The following is a 21,853-nucleotide window of genomic DNA, read 5'->3' on the forward strand; positions in this document are numbered from 1 at the left end:
CGGCCGGCGGATGGCAGGGACGCGTTCCGAGTTCTCATGCGGCCAAGCTAGCCTGACGGGATTTCGCCGTCTTGAACTGCTGGTTTCGGGGGCGTTAAGCGGCCACCTTCGGAGCCGGGCTGCTGCTGCGATAAACTTGGAACTTGGCGCTCAGCCATCCCCTTTCCCCGTCCAGCGAAGTCCCGTCAAGCGCCAAGGGCTATCCCCACCGCAGCGAAAGTAGCACCGTGTCCCAAGATGTCCTTAGCCCCGCCCGGGTCCACGAGATTCACAAACAGGCGGCCCGGCGTCGGACGTTTGCCGTCATTTCGCACCCTGACGCCGGAAAGTCAACGCTCACGGAAGCGCTTGCGCTGCATGCGAAGGTGATCGGCACCGCCGGTGCCTCCAGCGGCAAGGCCAACCGCAAGGAAACGGTCTCGGACTGGATGCAGATGGAAAAGGACCGCGGCATCTCCATCAGCTCCGCCGCGCTCCAGTTCTCCTACCGCGACACCGTCATCAACCTGCTGGACACTCCCGGCCACGCGGACTTCTCCGAGGACACCTACCGCGTGCTGGCCGCCGTCGACTGCGCAGTGATGCTGGTGGATGCCGCCAAGGGCCTGGAAACGCAGACCATGAAGCTGTTCGAGGTCTGCAAGGCGCGCAACCTGCCCATCATCACCGTCATTAACAAATGGGACCGGCCAGGCCTTGACGCCCTGGCGCTGATGGACGAGATCACCGAGCGGACCGGCCTCCAGCCCATGCCGCTGACCTGGGCCGTGGGCATCTCCGGAGACTTCCGCGGCGTGTGGGACCTCCGCAACGACCGGTTCGCCCGCTTCCAGCGCAACAACGCAGGTGCCAACATCGCCCTGACCGAATACTTCACGCCGGAGGAAGCTGCCGAGAGCCAAGGAAGCAACTGGACGGACGCCGTGGACGAAGCCGGCCTGGTGATCGACTCCAACCTCGAGTTCGACGTCGACGCCTTCCACGCAGGCACCGCCACACCCATCCTGTTCAGCTCCGCCGCCCTGAACTTCGGCGTCAAGGAACTCCTGGATGCCCTGGTGGACTTCGCCCCGCCCGCGGCGCCCCGGCCGGTCGTTGACGGCAGCCCGCGCGCCGTCGAGTCCCCGTTCTCCGGTTTTGTCTTCAAAGTCCAGGCCGGCATGAACAAGGCCCACCGCGACCACGTTGCCTTCATCCGCGTCTGCTCCGGCGTCTTTGAGCGCGGCATGGTGGTCACCCAGACCCGCACGGGGAAGTCGTTCGCCACAAAGTACGCCCAGCAGGTATTCGGCCGCGAACGCGAGGTCATCGACGAGGCTTACCCTGGCGACGTCGTGGGCCTGGTTAACGCATCCTCGCTGCGCGTCGGCGACAGCCTGTTCCTGGAGGACGCGGTGGAGTACCCGGCCATCCCGCTGTTCGCCCCGGAACACTTCCAGGTGGCCCGGTCCAAGGACCCCAGCAAGTTCAAGCAGTTCCGCCGCGGCATCGAGCAGCTTGAGCACGAGGGCGTTATCCAGCTGCTCCGCTCCGACCTCCGCGGCGACCAGGCGCCGGTGCTTGCCGCCGTCGGGCCTATGCAGTTCGAAGTGGTGGAGGACCGGATGGCGCACGACTTCAGTGCCCCCATGCGGCTGGAACGCCTGCCCTACTCCATAGCCAGAATTTCGACGGCGGATGCCATGCCGGCCCTGGCCAACGTGCCGGGCGCGGAGGTGCTTTTGCGGTCCGACGGCGAATACCTCGCCTTGTTCAACGACGTCTGGGCCCTGCGCCGGATCGAGAAGAACCATCCGGACCTGACGCTGATCCCGATCGGGACGCACAACCCCGCCAAGTAGCTGTTCCCTCCAATCCGTCGACTGAACGGAGCCGAATACCCATCGGGACATCCGGGCTGCCCGGAACAACGGCAGCCGCTCCCGAACTAAGAAAGCCAGGTACCCAGATGTCTGCAGTCCAACCACGCGCGCTCATCACGGGCGCCGGCACCATCAACCCTTTGGGCTCCAACGTAGGGCAGACCTGGGAAGCGTTGCTTACCGGCCGTTCCGGGATTGCCCCGCTGGCCGAGGAGTGGGCCGGGCAGTTGCCCGTGCGGATCGCCGGCCAGGTCACCGCCGACCTGTCCGAGCACCTGACCACCCGCGAGCTCAAGCGAATGGACCGGTGCGGACAGCTTGCCTTGGTGGCCGCACGTGAAGCCTGGCAGCAGGCGGGGGCACCCGACGTCGACCCAGAGCGGTTCGCGGTAGTGATCGGCTCAGCCTATGGCGGCCTCGGTTCCACGATTGAGCAGGACAGGGCGCTGGCCAGCGGGGGCCCGCGCCGGGTATCGCCGCACACCCTGACCCGGCTGATGGTCAACGGCCCCGCCGCCTGGGTGTCCATCGACCTCGGTGCACGCGGCGGAGCCCGCACACCTGTCAGCGCCTGCGCGTCCGGAGCCGAAGCCATTGTCCAGGGTGCCGAAATGATCCGTTCGGGGGCGGCCGACGTGGTCATTGCCGGGGGCGTGGACGCCTCGGTGAACGACCTCGTTATCACCGGGTTCTCCCAGATCCGGGCGCTCTCCACGCGCAACGGCGAACCCCAGCGGGCTTCGCGCCCGTTCGACGGCGGCCGTGACGGTTTTGTGCTCGCCGAGGGCGCGGGGATTGTCGTCCTGGAGAGCGAGGCCCACGCCCGTGCGCGTGGTGCCGCCGTCCTGGCAGAGGTCGCCGGCGGAGCGGTGACCTCTGACGCGAACGACATCGTAGCTGCCGACCCGGCGATGCAACGCAGGGTCATGCAGAAAGCCCTGGCATCGGCCGGGATGGACGCCGCTGACATCGGATTTGTCCACGCCCACGCCACCTCCACCCCGGTAGGAGACCGGCTGGAAGCGCAGGCGATCACAGCCATATTTGGTGCCGACGTTCCCGTGACATCCACCAAGGGCCACACCGGCCACCTGCTGGGCGGGGCTGGGGCCCTTGCCGCCGTCGTAGTGGTCCAGGCCCTGCAGACCGGGCAGCTCCCCGGGACGCTGAACGTGGAGGCCCTGGATCCTGAAGTGGACCTCAATATCGTCACAGACAAGGCCCACATGCTGGAGCCTGGTTCCGCTCCGGCCGGGTTGGTGAACGCCTTCGGCTTCGGTGGACATAGCGTTGCGCTGGTAATTAAGGGGAACTGAACACCTCAGCCTCAGGGCCGGGGGCGCTGGTGAGGCTGCACGGCAGGACAAACGTCGCCGTCGTTCCCGCGCCCGGGGTACTGGTGAGGCTCAGGGAACCGCCGTGGCCTTCGATGATGGTCTTGCTGATGGGGAGTCCCAAGCCGGCGCCTGGGATGGCCGTTTCACGCGAACGCGAAGAACGGAAGAACTTGGTGAAGGCCTGCTCCTGGTCTTCGGCGCTCATGCCGATCCCCGGGTCCGTGATGGAGCAGATGATCTCCGGTCCGGCCCTGTAAGCCCGGGCTGTGATACGGCCGCCGTCGGGGGAGTATTTGATCGCGTTTGAGAGCAGGTTGCCCACCACTTGGCGGATGCGGGCAGTGTCCATCTTGGCTGTCAGCGGTTGCTCGGCGTCAAGCACCAGCTCGAGCCCCCTGTTGGCTGCCTGGGGGGCAGTGGACTCGACGACGTCGGCAAGGAGCCGGGCGAGATCGGCCTCCTGGAGGGTGAGGTCCACCCGTTCAGACGCCACGGCAATAAGATCGTTCACGAGGCTCAGGAGGTGCGTCGCGTTGCGGTGGACCACCTGTAGTTCCGCCTCGATCCCTTCGTGGCCAGGCTCATCCAGGACGAGTTCGAGGTAGCCGAGGATGGACGTGAGTGGTGTTCGCAGTTCATGGGAAACGGTGCCGACGAATTCGTCTTTGGCTGCCAAGGCGGTGATCAGGGCGGTCACGTCAACGAACGTAATGACGCCCCCGCCGCTGAGGCCGTCCTTGGACGGGATGGCATGTGCGCTCACCGAGTACCCACGCTGTTCCTCTTCGTCGCCGGCCCACAGCAGCTCGTCCGTGAACATTTCGCCCCGGGTAAACCGGGCGACCGGAAGCATCTCCGGTGGCACCGGGGTGGCCCGGTCGCCTTGCAGCACGCGGACCCGGGGATCAGACTCGGCAAGGCGGGCAAGTGCCGGATCAGCGCGGATAGCCCGGTTGGTCAGCACGTTGTTTCCTTCCTCGTCAACCACCCAGACCCCCACACCCACAGCGCCAAGGACGGCGTCGAGGAGCCGTTGTCGGTCCACGCTCTCGGCGAGTGTCTCCGCCAGGGCGAGGTCTTTCCTTAGCAAGGCTTTGCGCTGGCGATGGAGCGTCCCGGCGACGATATGCGCGGACACGGCGATTGCGGTCATCACGAGTGGCAGGAAAATGGTCCGGATCATTGATCCTTGCGTGGGCACTGAGCCCAGGACTGCGGCAGGGACGACAGTGCTTAGGGAGGCTCCGAGGACGGCCAGGACAACCCTTCCGCGTTGCCGGCCCACCGACAGCCAGATCACGGGGAAGACCAGCATCAGGCTTAATACGTTAAAGCTGGGCCCTCCAGCTTCACGTGTAAAGCCGATCACAAGGCAATCCAATACCGGAATCACCGCGAAGGCGCCGGCTGGCAGCCTGCCCCAGGGAATTGCCACGCAGGCCGCGAAGATTGCCGCATGCGCCAGCAAGGCCAGCCTGAAGCGTTCGTCCATGAGGGTGGCCGGGCTGAAAAACCAGGCGGCTACGACAATGAACACCACGGTGACAGTGAGCGGAAGCTGGCTCATCACCACCCGGCCCCGGACGCCAAGACCTCCGAAGATCGCGTCTATCCGCCCAGCGAGGCGGCTGCCTTCCGCGGGTTCCTCGGGCGCGGGAATGCTTTTTTGTATTCGATTAGTCACTCCGGCCCCCCCAAGGCGCAGCGGTGAGACCTCCGGCTGCCTGAAGGTCGTTTCGTCAGCCTAGCGCCTTGCCCGGCCGGGGCGCAGTTATTACCGGTGCTTCTTATCCGATCAGCAGGCTCAGAGCCTCGGTCAGGTGCTCCACCTCCCGCACGGAGAAGCCAGCCGGCACTGGTCCCGGGCCGTTGTGGCTGGCCGGGACGACGGCGTGCGTGAAGCCCAGGCGGTGGGCCTCCTGGATGCGCTGGTTGATACCAGGGACGGGCCGGACCTCGCCCGCCAGGCCTACCTCGCCGAAGGCGATCAGCCGGATGGGCAGCGGTTTCCTGGCCTTGGCCGAGGCAACGGCCAAGGCAACGGCGAGGTCTGTGGCGGGTTCGCTGAGCTTCACGCCGCCCACAGTGGCCACGTAGGAGTCGTCCTTGTGCAGGAGGCACCCCGCGCGCTGCTGCAGAACGGCCAGGAGCATGGACACGCGCGAGCTGTCCAGGCCGCTGGTGGCCCGGCGCGGCTGCGAGTTGGGGCTTTCGGCAAGCAGCGACTGGACCTCGGCCAGCAACGGGCGCCTGCCCTCCATGGTCACCGTGATGCAGGTGCCGGACACGGGCTCCTTGGTGCGGCTGACAAAGAGTCCGCTGGGATCAGCCAGGCCCTGGATGCCGTCCTCGTTAAGGTCAAAGCAGCCGACGTCGTCGGTGGGACCGTACCGGTTCTTGACTGCCCGAAGCAGCCGGAGCCTTGAATGGCGCTCACCTTCGAACTGGCACACCACGTCCACCAAGTGCTCCAGCAGCCGCGGTCCGGCGATGGAACCGTCCTTGGTCACGTGGCCCACGAGCAGCGTGGTCATGTTGCGCCGCTTGGCCGCGGCGATGATGGAGGCGGCGACCTCCCGCACTTGGGAAACTCCGCCAGCGCTGCCATCAACGTCCGCGCTGCTGAGGGTCTGCACCGAGTCCACAATCAGCAGCCGTGGCTCGATCTTCTCCACTTGGCCAAGTGCCTGCCCCAAGTCTGTCTCGGCGGACAGATAGAGGGAGTCCGCGACGGCGTCGATCCGCTCAGCGCGGAGCTTTACCTGGGCAGCGGATTCTTCACCGGTGACATAGAGGACGTCCTGGGCGGTTCGAGCAAATTTCGCGGCGACGTCCAGCAGCAGCGTTGACTTTCCCACGCCCGGCTCGCCGGCCAGCAGGATGACGGCGCCCGGGACCAGGCCGCCGCCCAGCACGCGGTCGAGTTCGTCCACGCCGGTGGGCAGGAACGCCGCGGTGGTGGCGTCTACCTCGGCAATCCGGCGGGCGGGCTCGAGGACTGTTGTTGCCGCCGTCGTGCGCGCCACAGCCGCACCCGTTTCCTCAACGGTGCCCCACGCCTGGCACTCGCCGCAGCGGCCCACCCACTTGACCGTGGTCCAGCCGCATTCCGCGCACTTATAGGCCGGCGCTTTGGATGCCCGGGAAGTCTTTGTAGCCATGGGTTCCACCCTAACTGCGGGGGCAGACATCGCTGGGCAGCGGCACGTGGGCGCTCCCGAAAATACGGAGCAGACACTTTCAGAGAGCGCTCTCTTGACAGTGATCCGCACCACCTTTAGAGTTATGGAACTTGCAAGAGAGCGCTCTCTCAGCCCCAGAGGCAATTCCCCCACAAAGGAGTGACCGTGAAATTCTCACGACGAAATACCGCTGCCGCGATAGCGGGAGCAGCAGCCCTGGCCATGATCGCCACGGGCTGCGGAAGCAGTGCAGACCAGGCGGGCAGTTCGGAGAAGACTGTTGAACTGACGGTCACCACATTCGGAACCTTCGGCTACAACGACCTCTATGGCGAGTACGAGCAGGCGAATCCCGGAGTAAAGATCAAGGCCACGAACATTGACCGCGGGTCAAATGCCCGCACGGATGCCTTCACCAAGCTTGCGGCAGGATCCGGGCTTAGCGACGTAGTGGCCATCGAGGAGGGCTGGCTGGGCTCCATCATGGAGGTCTCCGACCAATTCGTGGACCTCAACGAACACGGCGCCGCGGACATCAAGGCCAACTGGGTGGACTGGAAATACAAGCAGGGCACTGATCCCGAGGGCCGCGTTATTGGCTACGGCACCGACATCGGACCGCAGGGACTCTGCTATAACGGCAAGCTCTTTGAAGCAGCAGGCCTGCCCAGCGACCGCGAATCCGTGGCGAAGCTCTTCGGCGGACAGGACGCCACCTGGGAAAAGTACTTCGAACTCGGGAAGCAATACAAGGAAGCCACCGGCAAGGCCTGGTATGACCAGTCCGGCTTCGTCTGGAACTCCATGGTGAACCAGATGGAGGAGGGCTACTACACCAAGGACGGCGAGCTCAACATCGACGGCAACGCGGAAATGAAGGACAAATTCGAGATGCTGGCGGCCGGAACTGCGGCAGGACTCTCGGCCAACCAAACCCAGTGGGACTGGGGAAACGGGAAGGCCTTCGTTGACGGGTCCTTCGCCACCTTCGTCTGCCCCGGCTGGATGCTCGGAACCATCAAGGGCCAACTCGAATCCGCAGGCGGCGGCGCCGACAGCGGCTGGGACTTCGCAGATGTTTTCCCAGGCGGTGCCTCCAACTGGGGCGGTGCCTTCCTCTCCGTGCCCAAGACCTCGGAACACCCTGCAGAGGCCGCCAAGCTGGCCGCTTGGCTCACCGCCCCCGAGCAGCAGGTCAAGCAGTCCGCCGCCGCCAACAACTTCCCCAGCACACTCAAGGCCCAGGAAAAGCTGGTCCAGGACGCCACACCCAACGTGCTCTTCAACAACGCTCCCACGGGCGCCATCCTGGCAAACCGGGCCAAGGGCGTCGTAGCCCAGTTCAAGGGCCCGGACGATTCGGTCATCCAGGAAAACGTGTTCGGTCCGGCGCTGAAGAGCCTCGACGCCGGAACCGCTGACGCGGACAAGGCCTGGACTGAAGCCCTGCGCCTCCTCAACGACCTGGTCGTCAACAACTAACCCGCTGTGGGGCCTCCCGGCTGGGAGGCCCCCCGATGAAGCGCGAGACCCCATGACAACCACCTTGAACCGATCCGCCAAGCCGGCCGCAGTCAAATCCAAACCCACCTTCAAACAGCGACTGAGTATCTTCGACGTCAAAGCCTCGCCCTACTTCTACGTTGCGCCGTTCTTTATCCTGTTCGCCCTCGTAGGACTCTTCCCGCTGGTCTACACGTTTTTTGTCAGCCTCTTCGACTGGCACCTGCTCAAAGGGCAGGGGCAGTTCGTGGGGCTGGAGAACTTCGCTGAGGTCCTGCAGGACCGCTTCTTCTGGAATTCCCTCTTCAACACGGTGAGCATCTTCCTGCTCTCCTCAGTCCCGCAACTGGCCGTGGCCCTTTTCCTGGCTGCGGTGCTGGACCAGAACCTCCGGGCCAAGACTTTTTGGCGCATGAGCATCCTGCTGCCCTACATCGTGACGCCAGTAGCGGTGGCCATGATCTTCACCAACATGTTCGGCGAGCAGTACGGCCTGATCAACAACATCCTGGGGAACTTCGGCCTTGACCCGGTGATGTGGAAGAACGAGACCATCCCCAGCCACATCGCCATCGCCACCATGGTCAACTGGCGCTGGACAGGCTACAACGCCCTGATCCTGCTGGCCGCGATGCAGGCCGTCCCGCGGGACCTGTACGAATCTGCCGCCCTCGACGGTGCAGGTGCCGTCCGCCGGTTCTTCAGCATCACACTGCCCAGCATCAGGCCCACCATGGTCTTCGTGGTCATTACGGCAACCATCGGAGGCCTCCAGATTTTCACGGAACCCAGATTGTTCGATCCGGCCACCGCCGGCGGATCACAGCGCCAGTTCCAGACCACCGTCCTGTACCTGTGGGAGATGGCCTTCCAGCGCCAGAACTTTGGGAAGGCCTCAACCATCGCCTGGCTGCTCTTCCTGATCATCGTCCTGTTCGGCCTGGTCAACTACTTGATCTCACGCCGGATCGCCACAGCGGATGCCGCCAGGCCATCCCGAGCCGCCCGGAGGACAACCGCCGCCCGGAAGCGTGCTGAAAGGACTACCCAATGACCATCATGGACCACGTAAAACCCGGATCTGCGAGGCCCGCTTCCGGCAGCGCCTCTTCGCCCGGCTCCGCGCCGCCGAGGCCGGCCACCCTGCGCAAACGCATCTTCGGCACCGGCGAACGCCCCGGCTTCCTCAGCTATGGGCTGCTGCTGGCCTTCCTGCTCTCGTCCGCCTACCCGCTGTGGTGGTCCGTAGTGATCGGCAGCAGGTCCAACGAAGCCCTGGGAGAAGCCTGGCCGCCGCTGCTGCCCGGCGGGAACTTCTGGACGAACGTGGGCGAAGTCTTCGACACCGTTCCGTTCTGGCTGGCACTCGGAAACAGTGTCCTGATTTCCGGAATCATCACCATCTCTGTGGTCGGCTTTTCCACCCTCGCCGGCTACGCCTTCGCCAAGCTGCGGTTTCGGGGCCGGAACGGCCTCATGCTGATGGTCGTTGCCACCATGGCCATCCCCACGCAACTGGGCATCATCCCGCTCTTTATGGTCATGCGGACCCTTGGCTGGACCGGCGAGATCGGCGCTGTCGTTGTGCCCACCCTGGTTACTGCTTTTGGTGTCTTTTTCATGCGGCAATACCTGGTGGACGTCATCCCGGATGAGCTCATCGAATCGGCCCGCATGGACGGGGCCAACATGATCTCCACGTTTTGGCACGTGGCCATCCCGGCCGCCCGCCCGGCCATGGCCATCCTGGGCCTGTTCACCTTTATGACGGCCTGGACGGACTTCCTCTGGCCGCTCCTGGTGCTAGACGCCGGCAACCCCACGCTGCAGACCGCACTCAGCCAACTGCAGTCTGCCCGTTACGTGGACTACTCCGTGGTCCTGGCAGGCGCGGTTCTGGCCACCCTGCCGCTGCTGGTGCTGTTTGTGCTGGCAGGAAAACAACTTATTTCAGGAATCATGCAAGGAGCAGTGAAGGGCTGATGCCACATTCGACGTACTCACGGCAGTGGCCGGAAGGATTCATCTGGGGATCCGCGACGGCGGCGGCCCAGATTGAGGGGGCCAGCCACCAAGGCGGCAAGGAGGACTCCGTGTGGGACCACTTTGCGCGGATCCCCGGCGCCATCGCCCAGGGCGACACCCTGGAACACGCCGTTGACCACTACCACCGGATGCCGCAGGACGTTCAGCTCATGAAGGAACTGGGGTTGGACTCGTACCGCTTTTCCACCAGTTGGGCGCGGGTGCGGCCGGGAGACAAGGCCGTCAACCAGGAGGGCCTGGATTTCTACTCCCGGCTGGTGGACGAACTGATGGAGGCCGGGATCCTGCCATGGCTGACCCTGTACCACTGGGATCTGCCACAAGCCCTGGAGGAGAAGGGTGGCTGGGCAAACAGGGACACGGCCTACCGGTTCGTCGACTACGCCAACGACGTCTACACGGCGCTCGGCGACCGGGTCCAGCACTGGACCACTTTCAACGAGCCCTTCTGCTCCTCGCTGCTGGGCTACGCTTCGGGGGTCCACGCCCCCGGGCGCAAGGAACCGCGCGCTGCAATATCGGCCGTGCACCATCAGCACCTCGCCCACGGCCTCGCCGTCAATGCCCTGCGGCAACGCGGCGCCCAGAACCTCGGGATCACGCTTAACCTAAGCAACTCCATTCCGCGGGACCCGCAGGACCCCATCGATTTGGACGCAGCCCGGCGCTTCGATTCGTTGCAGAACCGGATCTTCCTCGACCCCATCCTGCGCGGAAGCTACCCGGAAGACACCTTGAATGACCTGGCGCCGTTCGGCCTGCCGGACCTTATCCTTCCCGGGGACCTGGAAGCCATTAGTGCGCCGCTGGAGTTCCTCGGAGTCAACCATTACCACGATGACCTCATCAGCGGGCATGCTGATGATGCGGGAAGCGACGGCCACTCCGGCGGGGCCGAACGCGTTGCTGCTTCGCCGTGGGTGGGGTCCGAGGACATCGCCTTTCCCAGCCGCGGCCTTCCGCGGACTGCGATGAACTGGGAAGTGAACCCGGATGGACTGCGGAAACTCCTGGTCCGCCTCGGTGAGGAATACCCCACCTTGCCGCCGCTGTACATCACCGAAAACGGTGCCGCCTACGAGGACACCGTAAGCCCGGACGGCGGCGTTCACGACGCGGAGCGAACCGGCTTCATCCTTGACCACATAGCCGCCGTAGGAGAGGCGATGGACCAGGGTGCCGACGTCCGCGGCTACTTCGTTTGGTCGCTGTTGGACAACTTCGAGTGGTCCTGGGGGTACGGCAAGCGCTTCGGGATAGTCCGTGTGGATTACGGAACCTTTGAGCGCACCGTCAAGGACAGCGGCCTGGCCTATGCCCGGTTGATCGCTGCTGCAAAACGGAACGTCGCACGGCTGCCCGCGTCATTGCCTGCCTAAACTGGAGTCCCGGGCGGAAGCCCGCTTAACCTCACGGAGCGAAGAAGTGAAGCAAGATCAACGCGGAAGCCGGCCGGCGCCCACCCTGGAAATGGTGGCTGCGCTGGCGGGCGTGTCCCGCGCTACGGTCTCGCGCGTGGTCAATGACGTGCCCAGCGTGGACGAGGACATTGCCGCGAAGGTCCGCCAAGCCATCCTCGCCGTGAACTACACGCCCAACCGCGCGGCCCGGTCCCTTGCCAGCCGGAAACCCAACTCAGTGACCCTGATCGTGCCGGAGTCCACGTCGAAGGTCTTCGCCGACCCGTTCTTCGCCTCCGTGGTCCAAGGCGTGGCGTTGTATCTCGCAGACACCGATTACACCCTCAACATGGTCATTGCCTCCGAAGCGAAGCCGGAAAAGACCCGGGCTTTCCTGCTCGGCGGCAATGTTGCGGGTGCGCTGGTGGTCTCCCACCATGCGGGGGACCGCTCCTGGGCACACGTCAGCGACCACATCCCCATGGTGTTCGCGGGCAGGCCGCTGGGCGAGGGCGGAAGCTACTACGTGGACGTGAACAATGAGGCAGCCGCCGAAGGTGCTACCCGCCTGCTGATCCAGGGCGGACGTTCGCATATCGCTACGATCGCCGGACCGCAGGACATGCCGCCCGGCGTCGACCGGATCAACGGCTGGAGGAAGGCCCTGGAGGCGTCCGGCCTGGACGACTCCCTGGCGGAATATGGCGATTTCACCCTCGCTTCCGGCGCCAAGGCCATGCGCCGGCTCCTTGAACGCGGCAAACCCATCGACGGACTCTTCGTGGCCAACGACCAAATGGCTGCCGGGGCCTACACAGTCCTCCAGGAGCGCGGTATAAGGATTCCCGACGACGTTGCGGTAGTGGGGTTCGACGACGACTCGTTTGCCACATCCGTGAACCCCCAACTGACAACCGTGCATCACCCCATCATCGAAATGGGCAAGAAGATGGCCGAGATCCTGGTCGACCTCATCGAAGGGAAGCCCACGGACCGGGTCACCCAGATCCCTACGTCGCTGGTGATTCGTGATTCGGCCTCTTAACTGGGGCGTGGTGGCCACCGGACGGATCGCCCACCGCGTCACCCGCGACCTCGCCCTCCTGGAAAACACTGTCCTGCATGCAGTGAGCTCGCGCAGCCCGGCCGCTGCGAAGGAGTTCGCCGGGCAGTACGGCTTCGCGGCCAGCTACCATGACGGGCCTGCCGGCAAAGGTTACGATCTGCTCTTCGGCGATCCTTTGGTGGATGTGGTCTACATCGCCACGCCGCACGCCCAGCACTTTGAGGTTGCCAAAGCTGCCCTGGAAGCCGGAAAACACGTCCTGTGCGAGAAGCCCCTAACAGTCAACGCCAGGGAAGCCCGCGATCTGGCACAGCTGGCGGGGGAGCGGAAACTGTTCCTGATGGAGGCAGTGTGGACCCGGTTCCTGCCGGCGACCCTACGGGCACTGGAAGTGGTCCGGGGCAAGGGAATCGGCGCTGTCCGGTGGGTTCAGGCCGATCTGGGTTTCGCGGCCACCTATGACCCAAACAGCCGGCTTTTTGATCCGGCGGCCGGCGGCGGCGCCCTCCTGGACCTCACTGTCTATCCGCTGACGTGGGCCGTCAGCGTGCTCGGATTTCCCACGAAGGTCACCGCGGCGGGCTTGCTGAACCATGACCGGATAGACCTCCAGAACACGGTGACCCTTGAGTACCCGGACGGCGCCACTGCCCAGCTGGTCTCCTCGTTGCAGTCCAGCAGCCCTGGCACCGTCACCATCAGTGGCACGCAGGGCTGGCTACGCACCGGTTCACCCCTCTACCGCCCGCGCAGGATCGAATACCAAGGCGCTGACGGCGTGGTCCGCGTCGAGGAGTTCCCGGAGGAGGCCGAAGGCTTCATCCATGAGCTGCGGGAAGCTGCCCGGTGCATTCGGGCGGGTCTTCTGGAGAGTCCCCTGATGCCTTGGGACGAAAGCGTGCGGATCATGGGGCTTCTGGACAGTGTCAGGGACCAGTTGGGCGTGCACTACGCCAACGACCGCTAAAGCCCTGGCAGGACGTCCCGTGCTTCGCGTGAATCCATCCCCGTAGCCTCCAGCAGGTCCACCATCAGCGGCCGGAACAGCATGACCACGGTCTCGCCCTCCAGCCGCTGCACTTCCAGAAGTTTCGGGTGCAGGCGCAGGGCGATCTCGCTCAGGTCCTGCCGGGCGGTGCGCAGGTGGGCGCGGCGGGCGCCGTCGTGCGTTTCCGCCAGGCCGAGCGACAGCTCATCAATGGCGGCAGCGGTGTCCTGGAGTACCCCGGCGATGTTGTCAGTAGCCTCATCCGAGAGTGCGGCATGGTTGATGGCGCTGGTCAGCCGGCGCGCAAAAACGCGGCTGTTACGCAGGGCGAGATCGATGAAGTCCAGTGACTGCTTCAGCCGGTCCAGCTCGTCGCGGTGGCGGCGGTAAGCGGGCGAAAGCGTGGCCACCTCCCCGGAAGCGCGCAGGGAATGGCGCATCGCGTCCACCAGCGGCTGGCAGTTCCGGCCCCGGATCAGCGCATGCCAGGCCTGGGTGGAGTCGCTGTTCGTCAGCGCGGTGGCGCATTCCCGCAGCACTTCCGCCAGTTCATGGAGCAGGTTTTGGACATCCTTGCGGGGCTCCCGGCGCGGATCCTTGGGCACGAGGATGGTCACCAGCAGCGCGAACAGACCGCCGATGATGGCGTCGATGCTGCGCGTGAACGGCCCGCCGGCCGGCGCCGGCAGCAGCACCACCAGCAGCGATTGCAGGCCCAGCTGCGTCGTGAAGATGTTGCCGCTGTCCAGGAAGCGTGCCAGCAGGATGGAGACAAAGAGTACGACGGCGGCAACCCAGATTTCGCCGCCCAGCCAGTGCAGGAGCAGATCACCCACCGCAATGCCGATGGTGCAGCCCAGCCCCACCTCCACCACCCGGCGCAGCCGTGGCTCCCGGGAGAAGCCCAACGCAATCAGCGAAGATGTCGCCGCGAACAGCGGACCCGAGTGCCCCAGCACGTACTCGGCGAACGCATAGGCCCCCACGGCACAGCCGGTCATCTGGACCGCGGGAAACAGTGAGTTGCGGCTACGGATCAGGCCGGTGCGGATGCGGCCGCGCAGGAATCGCCCGCTTGCTGAGAGTCCCGCAGAAATGGCCATGCGTTCAAGTCTATTCACCGGCGGTGCACTACGGCCGGACATGTGATCTGCGCAATGGTGACGCTGCACATGTAAGCCAATATCCCGCCGTCGTTAATTTCCCGTTCACTTTGGACAGCCCATCCCGTTACCTGCGGCCCATAACTTCAATGAAGGTACAGAACGTACGCATCGCGCTGCAGGGCGTCTCCGGCCCTGCCCGCAACTGAATAACCCTGGAAGGGGTACATCTAGTGAAGGCTCTCCGCTTCGGCCGCCACGCGGCTATCGCTGTTATTGCAGCCGGCGCACTCGCGCTCACCGCCTGCGGTTCAGACCAGGTCACGGGCGCAGCGCCCGCTGGCAGCCAGTCCGCCGGCCCCAAGGTCACCGGCACGCTCACCGGCATCGGCTCCTCGGCGCAAGGCGCAGCCATGGATGCCTGGAAGACCGCATTTGCTGCTGCCAACCAGGGCGCAACTGTGCAGTACTCCCCGGACGGTTCCGGCGCAGGCCGCAAGGCACTCCTGGACGGCTCGGCCCAGTTCGGCGGCTCGGACGCCTACCTGAAGGATGAGGAATACGCATCCTCCAAGACCATCTGCGGCCCGGACGGCGCGCTGAACATCCCGGTCTACATTTCTCCGATCGCCATTGCCTTCAACCTCCCGGGCATCACCGAACTCAAGCTCGACGCTGCCACGGTGGCCAAGATCTTCCGTGGCGAAATCGCCACTTGGAACGACCCCGCCATCGCGGCCCTGAACGAAGGTGTGGCCCTCCCGGACCTGAAGGTCACCCCGGTGAACCGCTCTGACGACTCCGGCACCACCACCAACTTCACGGACTACCTGGCAGCAGCTGCTCCCGAGGTCTGGACCGACAAGGCCGCTGGCATCTGGCCGGCAACCCTGCAGGGCGAGAACGCCAAGGGCACCTCCGGCGTGGTCAAGACCGTTACCGACACCCCGGGCGCCGTGACCTACGCGGATGACTCTGCCGTCAGCGGCAAGCTCGGTGTTGCCCAGATCAAGGTTGGCGAGTCCTTCACCAAGATCTCCGCCGACGCCGCCGCCAAGGCAGTTGACGCTGGCAAGGCCGTCGAAGGCCGCTCGGCCAACGATCTGTCCATCAAGCTGGACCGCAAGACCAGCATCGAAGGCGCCTACCCGATCGTCCTGGTTTCCTTCCACGTTGTCTGCTCCACCTATGACAAGCAGGAAACCGTAGACCTGGTCAAGGCTTTCGAGAACTACGTTGTCTCCGAGGAGGGCCAGCAGGCTGCCGCCGATTCCGCCAAGTCCGCGCCGCTCTCTTCGGCCCTCGCCGAGAAGGCCACGAAGGCCATTGAAAGCATCAAGGTCAAGTCCTAGCACCTGCCCTGACCGAGTTCCCCGCCACGCCGAGAGGCGGGGCGGGGTACTCGGCTTTGTAACCCCATCGCTTTACGCTTCCCAAGCACCACCTCAACCGAAGGGTCGGGAATGACCGTCACCTCCCTGAAAAGCTCCCAGGGCGCAGGCCGCGCCGGGGACAAGATCTTTTCCGGAGCAACCCTGGCCGCAGGGTGCCTGATCCTTGCCGTCCTGTTCGGCGTTGCGCTGTTCCTTGTGGTGCAGGCAATCCCTGCGCTCACCGCACCGGCCGCCGAGATCCAGGGCGGAGAGGGATTCTTTTCCTACATCTGGCCCATCGTGATCGGCACCCTGATCGCCGCTGCCATCGCGCTGGTGATCGCCACTCCCATCTCCATCGGCGTGGCACTGTTCATCTCACACTTCGCACCGCGCCGGCTTGCCTCCGGGCTGGGCTACGTCATCGACCTGCTGGCTGCTATCCCCTCCGTGGTCTACGGTGCCTGGGGCGCTGCCTTCCTGGCCAAGGAAATCTCCCCGGCCTACAACTGGCTCGCGGACAACATGGGCTGGCTGCCCATCTTCCAGGGGCCGGCGTCCGCCACCGGCAAGACCATCCTCACTGCCGGCATCGTGCTGTCCGTCATGGTCCTGCCCATCATTACGTCCCTGAGCCGCGAGATCTTCCTGCAGACCCCCAAGCTCCACGAAGAAGCGGCATTGGCGCTGGGCGCGACGCGCTGGGAAATGATCAAGATGGCTGTGCTGCCCTTCGCCCGCCCCGGCATCATCAGTGCCATCATGCTGGGCCTGGGCCGTGCCCTCGGCGAAACCATGGCCGTTGCCCTGGTCCTTTCTTCCGGCGCCCTGACCGCCAGCCTGATCCAGTCCGGCAACCAGACCATCGCAGCCGAGATCGCCCTGAACTTCCCCGAAGCCAGCGGGCTCAAGGTCAGCACCCTCATCGCCGCAGGCCTGGTCCTGTTTGTGATCACCCTGGGCGTGAACATGATCGCCCGCTGGATCATCACCCGGCACAAAGAATTCTCGGGAGCCAACTAAATGACCTCCACCCTTACCCCGGTCCGTAAGCGCTCAGCGCTCACCAAAGGCCAGCTGCCGAAGTACGCGCCCTACGTGGTGCTGGCGCTTGCCCTGGTGGCCGGTGCCGCCATCCTCGCCCTGATCGGCTTCAATGCCTTCGGCTGGGGCATCGTCTCGGCCATCCTGTTCGCCGCCGGCCTGGTGGGCTGGAGCGCCGCCGTCGAAGGAGCCCGCAAGGCGAAGGACAAACTGGCCACCTGCCTGGTGGTGGGCTCCTTCCTGATCGCCCTGCTGCCCCTGATCTCCGTCATTTGGACCGTATTGGCCAACGGCATCCCCGGCCTCATCACGCCCGGGTTCCTCGGCAGCTCCATGAACGGCGTCACCGGCGTCTATGACAACCGGGCCGTCGAAGAAGGCGCTCCAGTGCTGGGCGGCATCTACCACGCGCTGCTGGGCACCGTGCAGATTACGATTTTGGCCACCATCATCTCCGTGCCTGTTGGCCTGCTCACCGCGATCTACCTGGTGGAGTACGGCAACGACGGCCGGCTGGCCCGGGCCATCACTTTCTTCGTGGACGTGATGACCGGTATCCCTTCCATCGTTGCGGGCCTCTTCGCCGCGGCGTTCTTCTTTGCCGTGGTGGGACCGGGCACCAAGACCGGTGCCGTGGCCGCCGTCGCGCTTTCCGTCCTGATGATTCCCGTGGTGGTGCGATCCAGCGAGGAAATGCTGAAGATCGTGCCCAACGAGCTGCGCGAAGCTGCCTACGCCCTGGGCGTGCGCAAGTGGCGCACCATCCTCAAGGTGGTCATTCCGACGGCGATCTCCGGCATCGCGTCCGGCGTCACCCTGGCCATCGCCCGCGTCATCGGTGAGACGGCACCCATCCTGGTCACCGCCGGCTTCGCCACGAGCATCAATGGCAACGTGTTCGGCGGCTGGATGGCCTCGCTGCCAACATTTATCTACACCCAGATCCTGAACCCCACCTCACCGGCCAACCCGGACCCGTCCTCGCAGCGGGCCTGGGGCGCGGCCCTGGTGCTGATCCTCCTGGTGATGCTGCTGAACCTCGGCGCCCGGCTCATCGCCAGGGTGTTCGCCCCCAAGACCGGCCGCTAGGCCGCATAAACTTAATCCGTACCCCAGCAAGTGAAGGAACACCATGTCTAAGCGCATCGACGTCAAGGACCTGAACGTCTACTACGGCAATTTTCTCGCCGTGGAAGACGTCAGCATCAACATCGAAGCCAAGTCCGTCACGGCGTTCATCGGCCCCTCGGGCTGCGGAAAGTCTACGTTCCTGCGGACCCTGAACCGCATGCACGAGGTCCTCCCGGGTGCCCGCGTTGAAGGCGAAGTCCTGCTTGATGGGGACAACCTCTACGGCCCCGGTGTCGATCCCGTGACCGTGCGATCCCAGATCGGCATGGTGTTCCAGCGGCCCAACCCCTTCCCCACCATGTCCATCCGCGACAACGTGCTGGCGGGCGTGAAGCTGAACAACCAGAAGATCTCCAAGGGCGAGGCCGATGCCCTGGTGGAGCGCTCACTGCAGGGAGCCAACCTCTGGAACGAGGTCAAGGACCGGCTGGAGAAGCCGGGCTCCGGGCTCTCCGGCGGACAGCAGCAGCGCCTGTGCATCGCCCGCGCCATTGCCGTGGAGCCGCAGGTGATCCTGATGGATGAGCCGTGCTCCGCCCTGGACCCGATCTCCACCCTGGCCATTGAGGACCTTATCAACGAGCTCAAGGACCAGTACACCGTAGTGATCGTGACCCACAACATGCAGCAGGCCGCACGCGTCTCGGACAAGACGGCGTTCTTCAACATTGCAGGGACGGGCAAGCCGGGCAAGCTGATCGAATTCGGCAACACCCACACGATCTTCAGCAACCCCACGGTGAAGGCCACGGAAGACTACGTCTCCGGCCGCTTCGGGTAGTCCCCAGCCGCTTCCCAGGCTCGCAAGCTCTCCCGGGGACCCCTGCGGCTGTGGGCCCACCATCGATTGCTCCACTGGCGCCCTTTTGACGCCCCAAAAGGGCGGCCACGGAGCAATCGATGCGATATGCAGGAAGCCCCGGACCACATGAACTGGTCCGGGGCTTCTTACTGGCCTGGCTCAGACCAGGGAACCCTGGTGGCGTGGGGTGCCCACCCCACCATCGATTGCTCCACCAGCGCCCTTTTGACGCCTCAAAAGGGCGCCCATGGAGCAATCGATGCGGCGGTCAGGGCCTAGGAGTCAGCCAGCGGTGACAGCGCCAGCGCCAGGATAAAGGCACCGGCCGCCGTCGCAGCCGGCGTCAGCACCCACAGCGCGAGGATCCGGATCACCAGTTTCCGGTTGGTGACGGAGAAGTGCTGGTTCTCGCCGGCGCCCAGCACACCAGCAGTCACGGTGTGCGTGGTGGACACAGGCCAGTGCAGCCCGATGGCCCCCACAAACAGGATCGCTGCACTGAAGATCTGCGCCACGGAACCCCGCAGCGGGTCAATCCGGGTGATTTTGTAGCCGATGGTGTGGGAGATGCGCCAGCCGCCGAAGAGTGTTCCGGCTGAGATCATCACGGCGGAAAGAAGTGCCACCCACACGGGGATGGTGCCGCCGTCGGCATAGCCGCTGGCCAGCAGGGCGAGCAGGAGGACTGCGCTGACGCGCTGCCCGTCCTGCAGGCCGTGGCCAAAGGCGACGGCGCCGGCCGCGATGGCTTGGCTGCGGCGGAAGCGGGTGTTGATGACGTTGGGCTGGGCGTAGCGTGCCGCCCAGGTGGCCGGGTAGACCAGGAGGAAGGCTCCGCTGTAAGCAACGAGCGGGGAGAGCAGCAGTGGCAGGACCACCTGGAAAAGGAGCGACTGGTCCACGCCGCCCACCGCACCGCCGCCCACCGCAAGGCTGGCCAGGCCGGCACCGGCGAGTCCGCCCACGAGCGCATGCGTGGAGGAGGACGGTATTCCCCGCCACCACATCAGGATGCCCCAGCCGCAGGCGCTCGCCAGCCCGGCAACCAGGATACTGAGCCCGTTGGCGCCGCCGGGGAGCGTGATCCAGTGCTGGCTCACGGCCACTGCCAGGCTGGCACTGAGCAGGGCGCCGAGGAAGTTGAAGAAGGCCGCCAGCAGGACGGCGACGCTGGGAGTGAGTGCCCGTGTGCGGACAGTGAGTGCCACGGAGTTGGAGACGTCGCGGAAGCCGTTGAGGAAAGCAAACGCCGCAGTCAGCAGCACCACCGCGGCGAAGATGGCTGCGGTCACCTCAGGATTCCTTGACGATGATGCTGCCCACCTGGGTGGCGATGCGTCGCATGTCCTTGGTGACTTCAACGAGCTGGTTGGCGATGTCCCGGTTGCGGGAATACTGAGCCCACTTCATGTCTGAAATCATGTCTGCCACCCAGACGCGGTGAGTGCGTTCGGCACGCTTGGCCAGCCGCAGTATTTCGATCCAGTAGTCCTCTAGGTCATCAAGGTTGTTCAGCCGGCGCATGGCGTCCACTGTCAGCTCGGCCTGGCGGCTGATGATTTCCAACTGCTCCGCAGCCCGCTTGGGGAGGCGCTCCAGCTTGTACAGGGCCACCAGTTCTGCGGCGGCGTCGAGTTTCTCGATGGCCTCGTTGAGGTAGCGGGACAGCGCGTACATGTCCTCGCGGGGGAGGGGGTTCACGAAACTGGTGCGCATGTGGGTGAGCAGGGCGAAATGCAGTTCGGCGGACTTGGCCTCGTGGTTGTGCATGTCCTCCACGAGTTTGCCGTGCTCGGCTGCCGGGACGCCCAGGATCTCGGCGAGCGTGGCGGTGGCCAGGACGATCTGGCGTGCCATCTCTGAAAGGAGGTTCAGCCCGGCGGGCTCCTGGGGAAAAAGGCGCAGCTTCACGTGGGTACCGTCTCCGGGAAATGTACTGGGATGGGGAAGCCGGCTTTGTGACTTGACCGCAGCCCGCAACTGACCATTACTCTACCGGGCGGTTACGGGGCGCCGAAAAAATGGCATAAAAATGGTGCCGAACCGGATACGCCTCTCGGCGGTAGGCCGCTCTAGGCGGCTAAATGTTGAAGCCCGGGGGTTTCGCGGTTCGACACCAGTTTCAGTGAACTACGTTGGATCGCCCAAGTCAACATTGACAGATCCGGCCTTCTGGGGTCAGTCCAGCTCGCCCAGGCGCCAGGCGTTCGCCGCATGTTCGAGGTCCTCGGCTGTCTTCACCAGTTGGTGGGAGTTGCGCGTGAGCTTGCTCGCGTGGGCCTCGTTGCCGTGCTCGGCACCGTCGGCGATGGTCGCCTGGCCGAGCGCCACGACCCGGCAGAACGCGGCCGAACGTTCCAGCGCGACGTCGAACTCGCCGTCGAACGCCCCCGAGAGGATGGCATCAGCCATGGTCCGCATTTCATCCGCACCGGGCGGCTCGGCGGCGCCGGCCACCACGTTGGACACCTGCGCGGTGTCCTTGCCGGCACGGAAGTAGACCGAAATCCTCTCCGGGTCCTGGACGGTGGCGGCGCGCAGGGCGTACAGCCGCCAGAGGGCGCCGGGCAGGGACCGGGCCGGGCTTTCGGCCCACATCTCCGCGATGGCTTCCAATCCTTGTTCATCGGTCAGCTTGACCAGCCGTTCGGTGATGACGGGGTCGTCGCTGTCGCGTCCGTGGCGCACCAGTGCCTGCGCGGCGAGGTGTGCAGCCTCCGAGACGCGTGCGGGATCCGGCCCCCCGGCAAACGGCTCAAAGTCGATGGGGGCGAAAGGCTTGGGCTTGTGATGCCGGTTGGCTCCGCCGTAGTGACTGGGTCCTGTTTGCTCGCTCATGCCCCCACGCTACTCCTGTGCCCAAAGGGAATCGAGTGCGTCCCGGAAGGGATGCGGGCCCCGTCGGGGAGCTGGAAACCAGTGCCGGAAAAGCACGGCGGGAAACGGCAGTGTCGGCGTACGACGGCGGCGCCCACCTGCGTGCCGGATCAGCCCCCGGTCTGGGGTACAGTATTAA

Annotated in this window: 19 protein-coding genes; 13 read left to right on the forward strand and 6 right to left on the reverse strand. The window is 65.0% G+C overall.

From position 1 onward, the window contains the following. Nucleotides 1-227 precede the first annotated feature (227 nt). On the forward strand, nucleotides 228-1,841 hold the full coding sequence (locus ACLKOZ_RS05015) for a peptide chain release factor 3 (RefSeq protein ID WP_436473269.1): 1,614 nt from the start codon (nucleotides 228-230) through the stop codon (nucleotides 1,839-1,841). Between the two features lie 107 nt (nucleotides 1,842-1,948). Beyond that, on the forward strand, nucleotides 1,949-3,178 hold the full coding sequence (locus ACLKOZ_RS05020) for a beta-ketoacyl-[acyl-carrier-protein] synthase family protein (RefSeq protein ID WP_436473271.1): 1,230 nt from the start codon (nucleotides 1,949-1,951) through the stop codon (nucleotides 3,176-3,178). On the opposite strand, the gene ACLKOZ_RS05025 is transcribed toward ACLKOZ_RS05020, so the two are convergent. Then, nucleotides 3,165-4,883, reverse strand: a complete 1,719-nt coding sequence (locus ACLKOZ_RS05025; protein WP_436473273.1) for a sensor histidine kinase — start codon at nucleotides 4,881-4,883, stop codon at nucleotides 3,165-3,167. The two genes, ACLKOZ_RS05020 and ACLKOZ_RS05025, sit on opposite strands and share 14 nt — an antisense overlap. A 103-nt stretch (nucleotides 4,884-4,986) precedes the next feature. Beyond that, a complete protein-coding gene (gene radA, locus ACLKOZ_RS05030; protein WP_337345487.1) occupies nucleotides 4,987-6,360 on the reverse strand; it encodes a DNA repair protein RadA in 1,374 nt (457 codons plus the stop codon). Nucleotides 6,361-6,603: 243 nt separating this feature from the next. Between radA and ACLKOZ_RS05035 the strand changes: the two genes are divergently transcribed. From ACLKOZ_RS05035 to ACLKOZ_RS05060, 6 genes are read left to right on the forward strand one after another with little or no spacing between them, the layout of a single operon-like run. Next, nucleotides 6,604-7,863: an ABC transporter substrate-binding protein gene (locus tag ACLKOZ_RS05035; RefSeq protein ID WP_376044548.1), complete on the forward strand. Its 1,260-nt coding sequence runs from the start codon at nucleotides 6,604-6,606 to the stop codon at nucleotides 7,861-7,863. Between the two features lie 52 nt (nucleotides 7,864-7,915). Beyond that, entirely contained in the window at nucleotides 7,916-8,938 is a 1,023-nt protein-coding gene (locus ACLKOZ_RS05040) for a carbohydrate ABC transporter permease (RefSeq protein ID WP_337350684.1), read from the forward strand. Nucleotides 8,939-8,943: 5 nt separating this feature from the next. Next, nucleotides 8,944-9,867 carry a carbohydrate ABC transporter permease gene (locus ACLKOZ_RS05045; RefSeq protein ID WP_436473518.1) on the forward strand — a complete coding sequence of 308 codons (924 nt, stop codon included), beginning with the start codon at nucleotides 8,944-8,946 and terminating at the stop codon, nucleotides 9,865-9,867. Further along, nucleotides 9,867-11,309 (forward strand): GH1 family beta-glucosidase, encoded by a 1,443-nt coding sequence (locus tag ACLKOZ_RS05050; protein ID WP_436473276.1) that lies wholly within the window; start codon nucleotides 9,867-9,869, stop codon nucleotides 11,307-11,309. Before ACLKOZ_RS05045 ends, ACLKOZ_RS05050 begins: the two co-directional genes overlap by 1 nt. A gap of 46 nt (nucleotides 11,310-11,355) precedes the next feature. Beyond that, on the forward strand, nucleotides 11,356-12,375 hold the full coding sequence (locus ACLKOZ_RS05055) for a LacI family DNA-binding transcriptional regulator (protein WP_337345492.1): 1,020 nt from the start codon (nucleotides 11,356-11,358) through the stop codon (nucleotides 12,373-12,375). Next, nucleotides 12,359-13,363, forward strand: a complete 1,005-nt coding sequence (locus tag ACLKOZ_RS05060; protein ID WP_436473278.1) for a Gfo/Idh/MocA family protein — start codon at nucleotides 12,359-12,361, stop codon at nucleotides 13,361-13,363. Before ACLKOZ_RS05055 ends, ACLKOZ_RS05060 begins: the two co-directional genes overlap by 17 nt. On the opposite strand, the gene ACLKOZ_RS05065 is transcribed toward ACLKOZ_RS05060, so the two are convergent. Continuing rightward, the gene (locus ACLKOZ_RS05065; protein WP_436473280.1) at nucleotides 13,360-14,487 is read right to left on the reverse strand and encodes an FUSC family protein; all 1,128 of its coding nucleotides are present in this window, start codon (nucleotides 14,485-14,487) and stop codon (nucleotides 13,360-13,362) included. The two genes, ACLKOZ_RS05060 and ACLKOZ_RS05065, sit on opposite strands and share 4 nt — an antisense overlap. A gap of 233 nt (nucleotides 14,488-14,720) precedes the next feature. Here ACLKOZ_RS05065 and pstS point away from each other — a divergent pair, with 233 nt between their 5' ends. The 5 genes from pstS to ACLKOZ_RS05090 all read left to right on the forward strand — a co-directional run bounded on the left by pstS (nucleotide 14,721) and on the right by ACLKOZ_RS05090 (nucleotide 19,116). Next, complete coding sequence (pstS, locus tag ACLKOZ_RS05070; RefSeq protein WP_436473282.1) at nucleotides 14,721-15,839, forward strand: phosphate ABC transporter substrate-binding protein PstS; 1,119 nt, start codon at nucleotides 14,721-14,723, stop codon at nucleotides 15,837-15,839. A 111-nt stretch (nucleotides 15,840-15,950) separates the two neighbouring features. After that, nucleotides 15,951-16,883 (forward strand): phosphate ABC transporter permease subunit PstC, encoded by a 933-nt coding sequence (pstC, locus tag ACLKOZ_RS05075; protein WP_376044445.1) that lies wholly within the window; start codon nucleotides 15,951-15,953, stop codon nucleotides 16,881-16,883. Beyond that, nucleotides 16,884-17,993, forward strand: coding sequence for a phosphate ABC transporter permease PstA (pstA, locus tag ACLKOZ_RS05080; protein WP_436473285.1), 1,110 nt, complete (start codon nucleotides 16,884-16,886; stop codon nucleotides 17,991-17,993). A 43-nt stretch (nucleotides 17,994-18,036) separates the two neighbouring features. Beyond that, on the forward strand, nucleotides 18,037-18,816 hold the full coding sequence (gene pstB, locus ACLKOZ_RS05085; RefSeq protein WP_337345498.1) for a phosphate ABC transporter ATP-binding protein PstB: 780 nt from the start codon (nucleotides 18,037-18,039) through the stop codon (nucleotides 18,814-18,816). Nucleotides 18,817-18,942: 126 nt separating this feature from the next. Then, on the forward strand, nucleotides 18,943-19,116 hold the full coding sequence (locus ACLKOZ_RS05090; RefSeq protein ID WP_436473287.1) for a hypothetical protein: 174 nt from the start codon (nucleotides 18,943-18,945) through the stop codon (nucleotides 19,114-19,116). Here the strand turns inward: ACLKOZ_RS05090 and ACLKOZ_RS05095 are convergent. From ACLKOZ_RS05095 to ACLKOZ_RS05105, 3 genes are all read right to left on the reverse strand, one after another. Then, nucleotides 19,113-20,129 carry an inorganic phosphate transporter gene (locus ACLKOZ_RS05095; protein ID WP_337350691.1) on the reverse strand — a complete coding sequence of 339 codons (1,017 nt, stop codon included), beginning with the start codon at nucleotides 20,127-20,129 and terminating at the stop codon, nucleotides 19,113-19,115. The two genes, ACLKOZ_RS05090 and ACLKOZ_RS05095, sit on opposite strands and share 4 nt — an antisense overlap. Before the next feature lies 1 nt (nucleotide 20,130). Then, the gene (locus ACLKOZ_RS05100; protein WP_436473290.1) at nucleotides 20,131-20,748 is read right to left on the reverse strand and encodes a DUF47 domain-containing protein; all 618 of its coding nucleotides are present in this window, start codon (nucleotides 20,746-20,748) and stop codon (nucleotides 20,131-20,133) included. Nucleotides 20,749-21,015: 267 nt separating this feature from the next. Next, nucleotides 21,016-21,675, reverse strand: a complete 660-nt coding sequence (locus ACLKOZ_RS05105; RefSeq protein WP_337345501.1) for a hypothetical protein — start codon at nucleotides 21,673-21,675, stop codon at nucleotides 21,016-21,018. Between the last annotated feature and the right edge of the window lie 178 nt (nucleotides 21,676-21,853).

This window comes from Arthrobacter sp. R4 (assembly GCF_051365025.1).
In the GTDB taxonomy this organism is placed as follows: domain Bacteria; phylum Actinomycetota; class Actinomycetes; order Actinomycetales; family Micrococcaceae; genus Arthrobacter.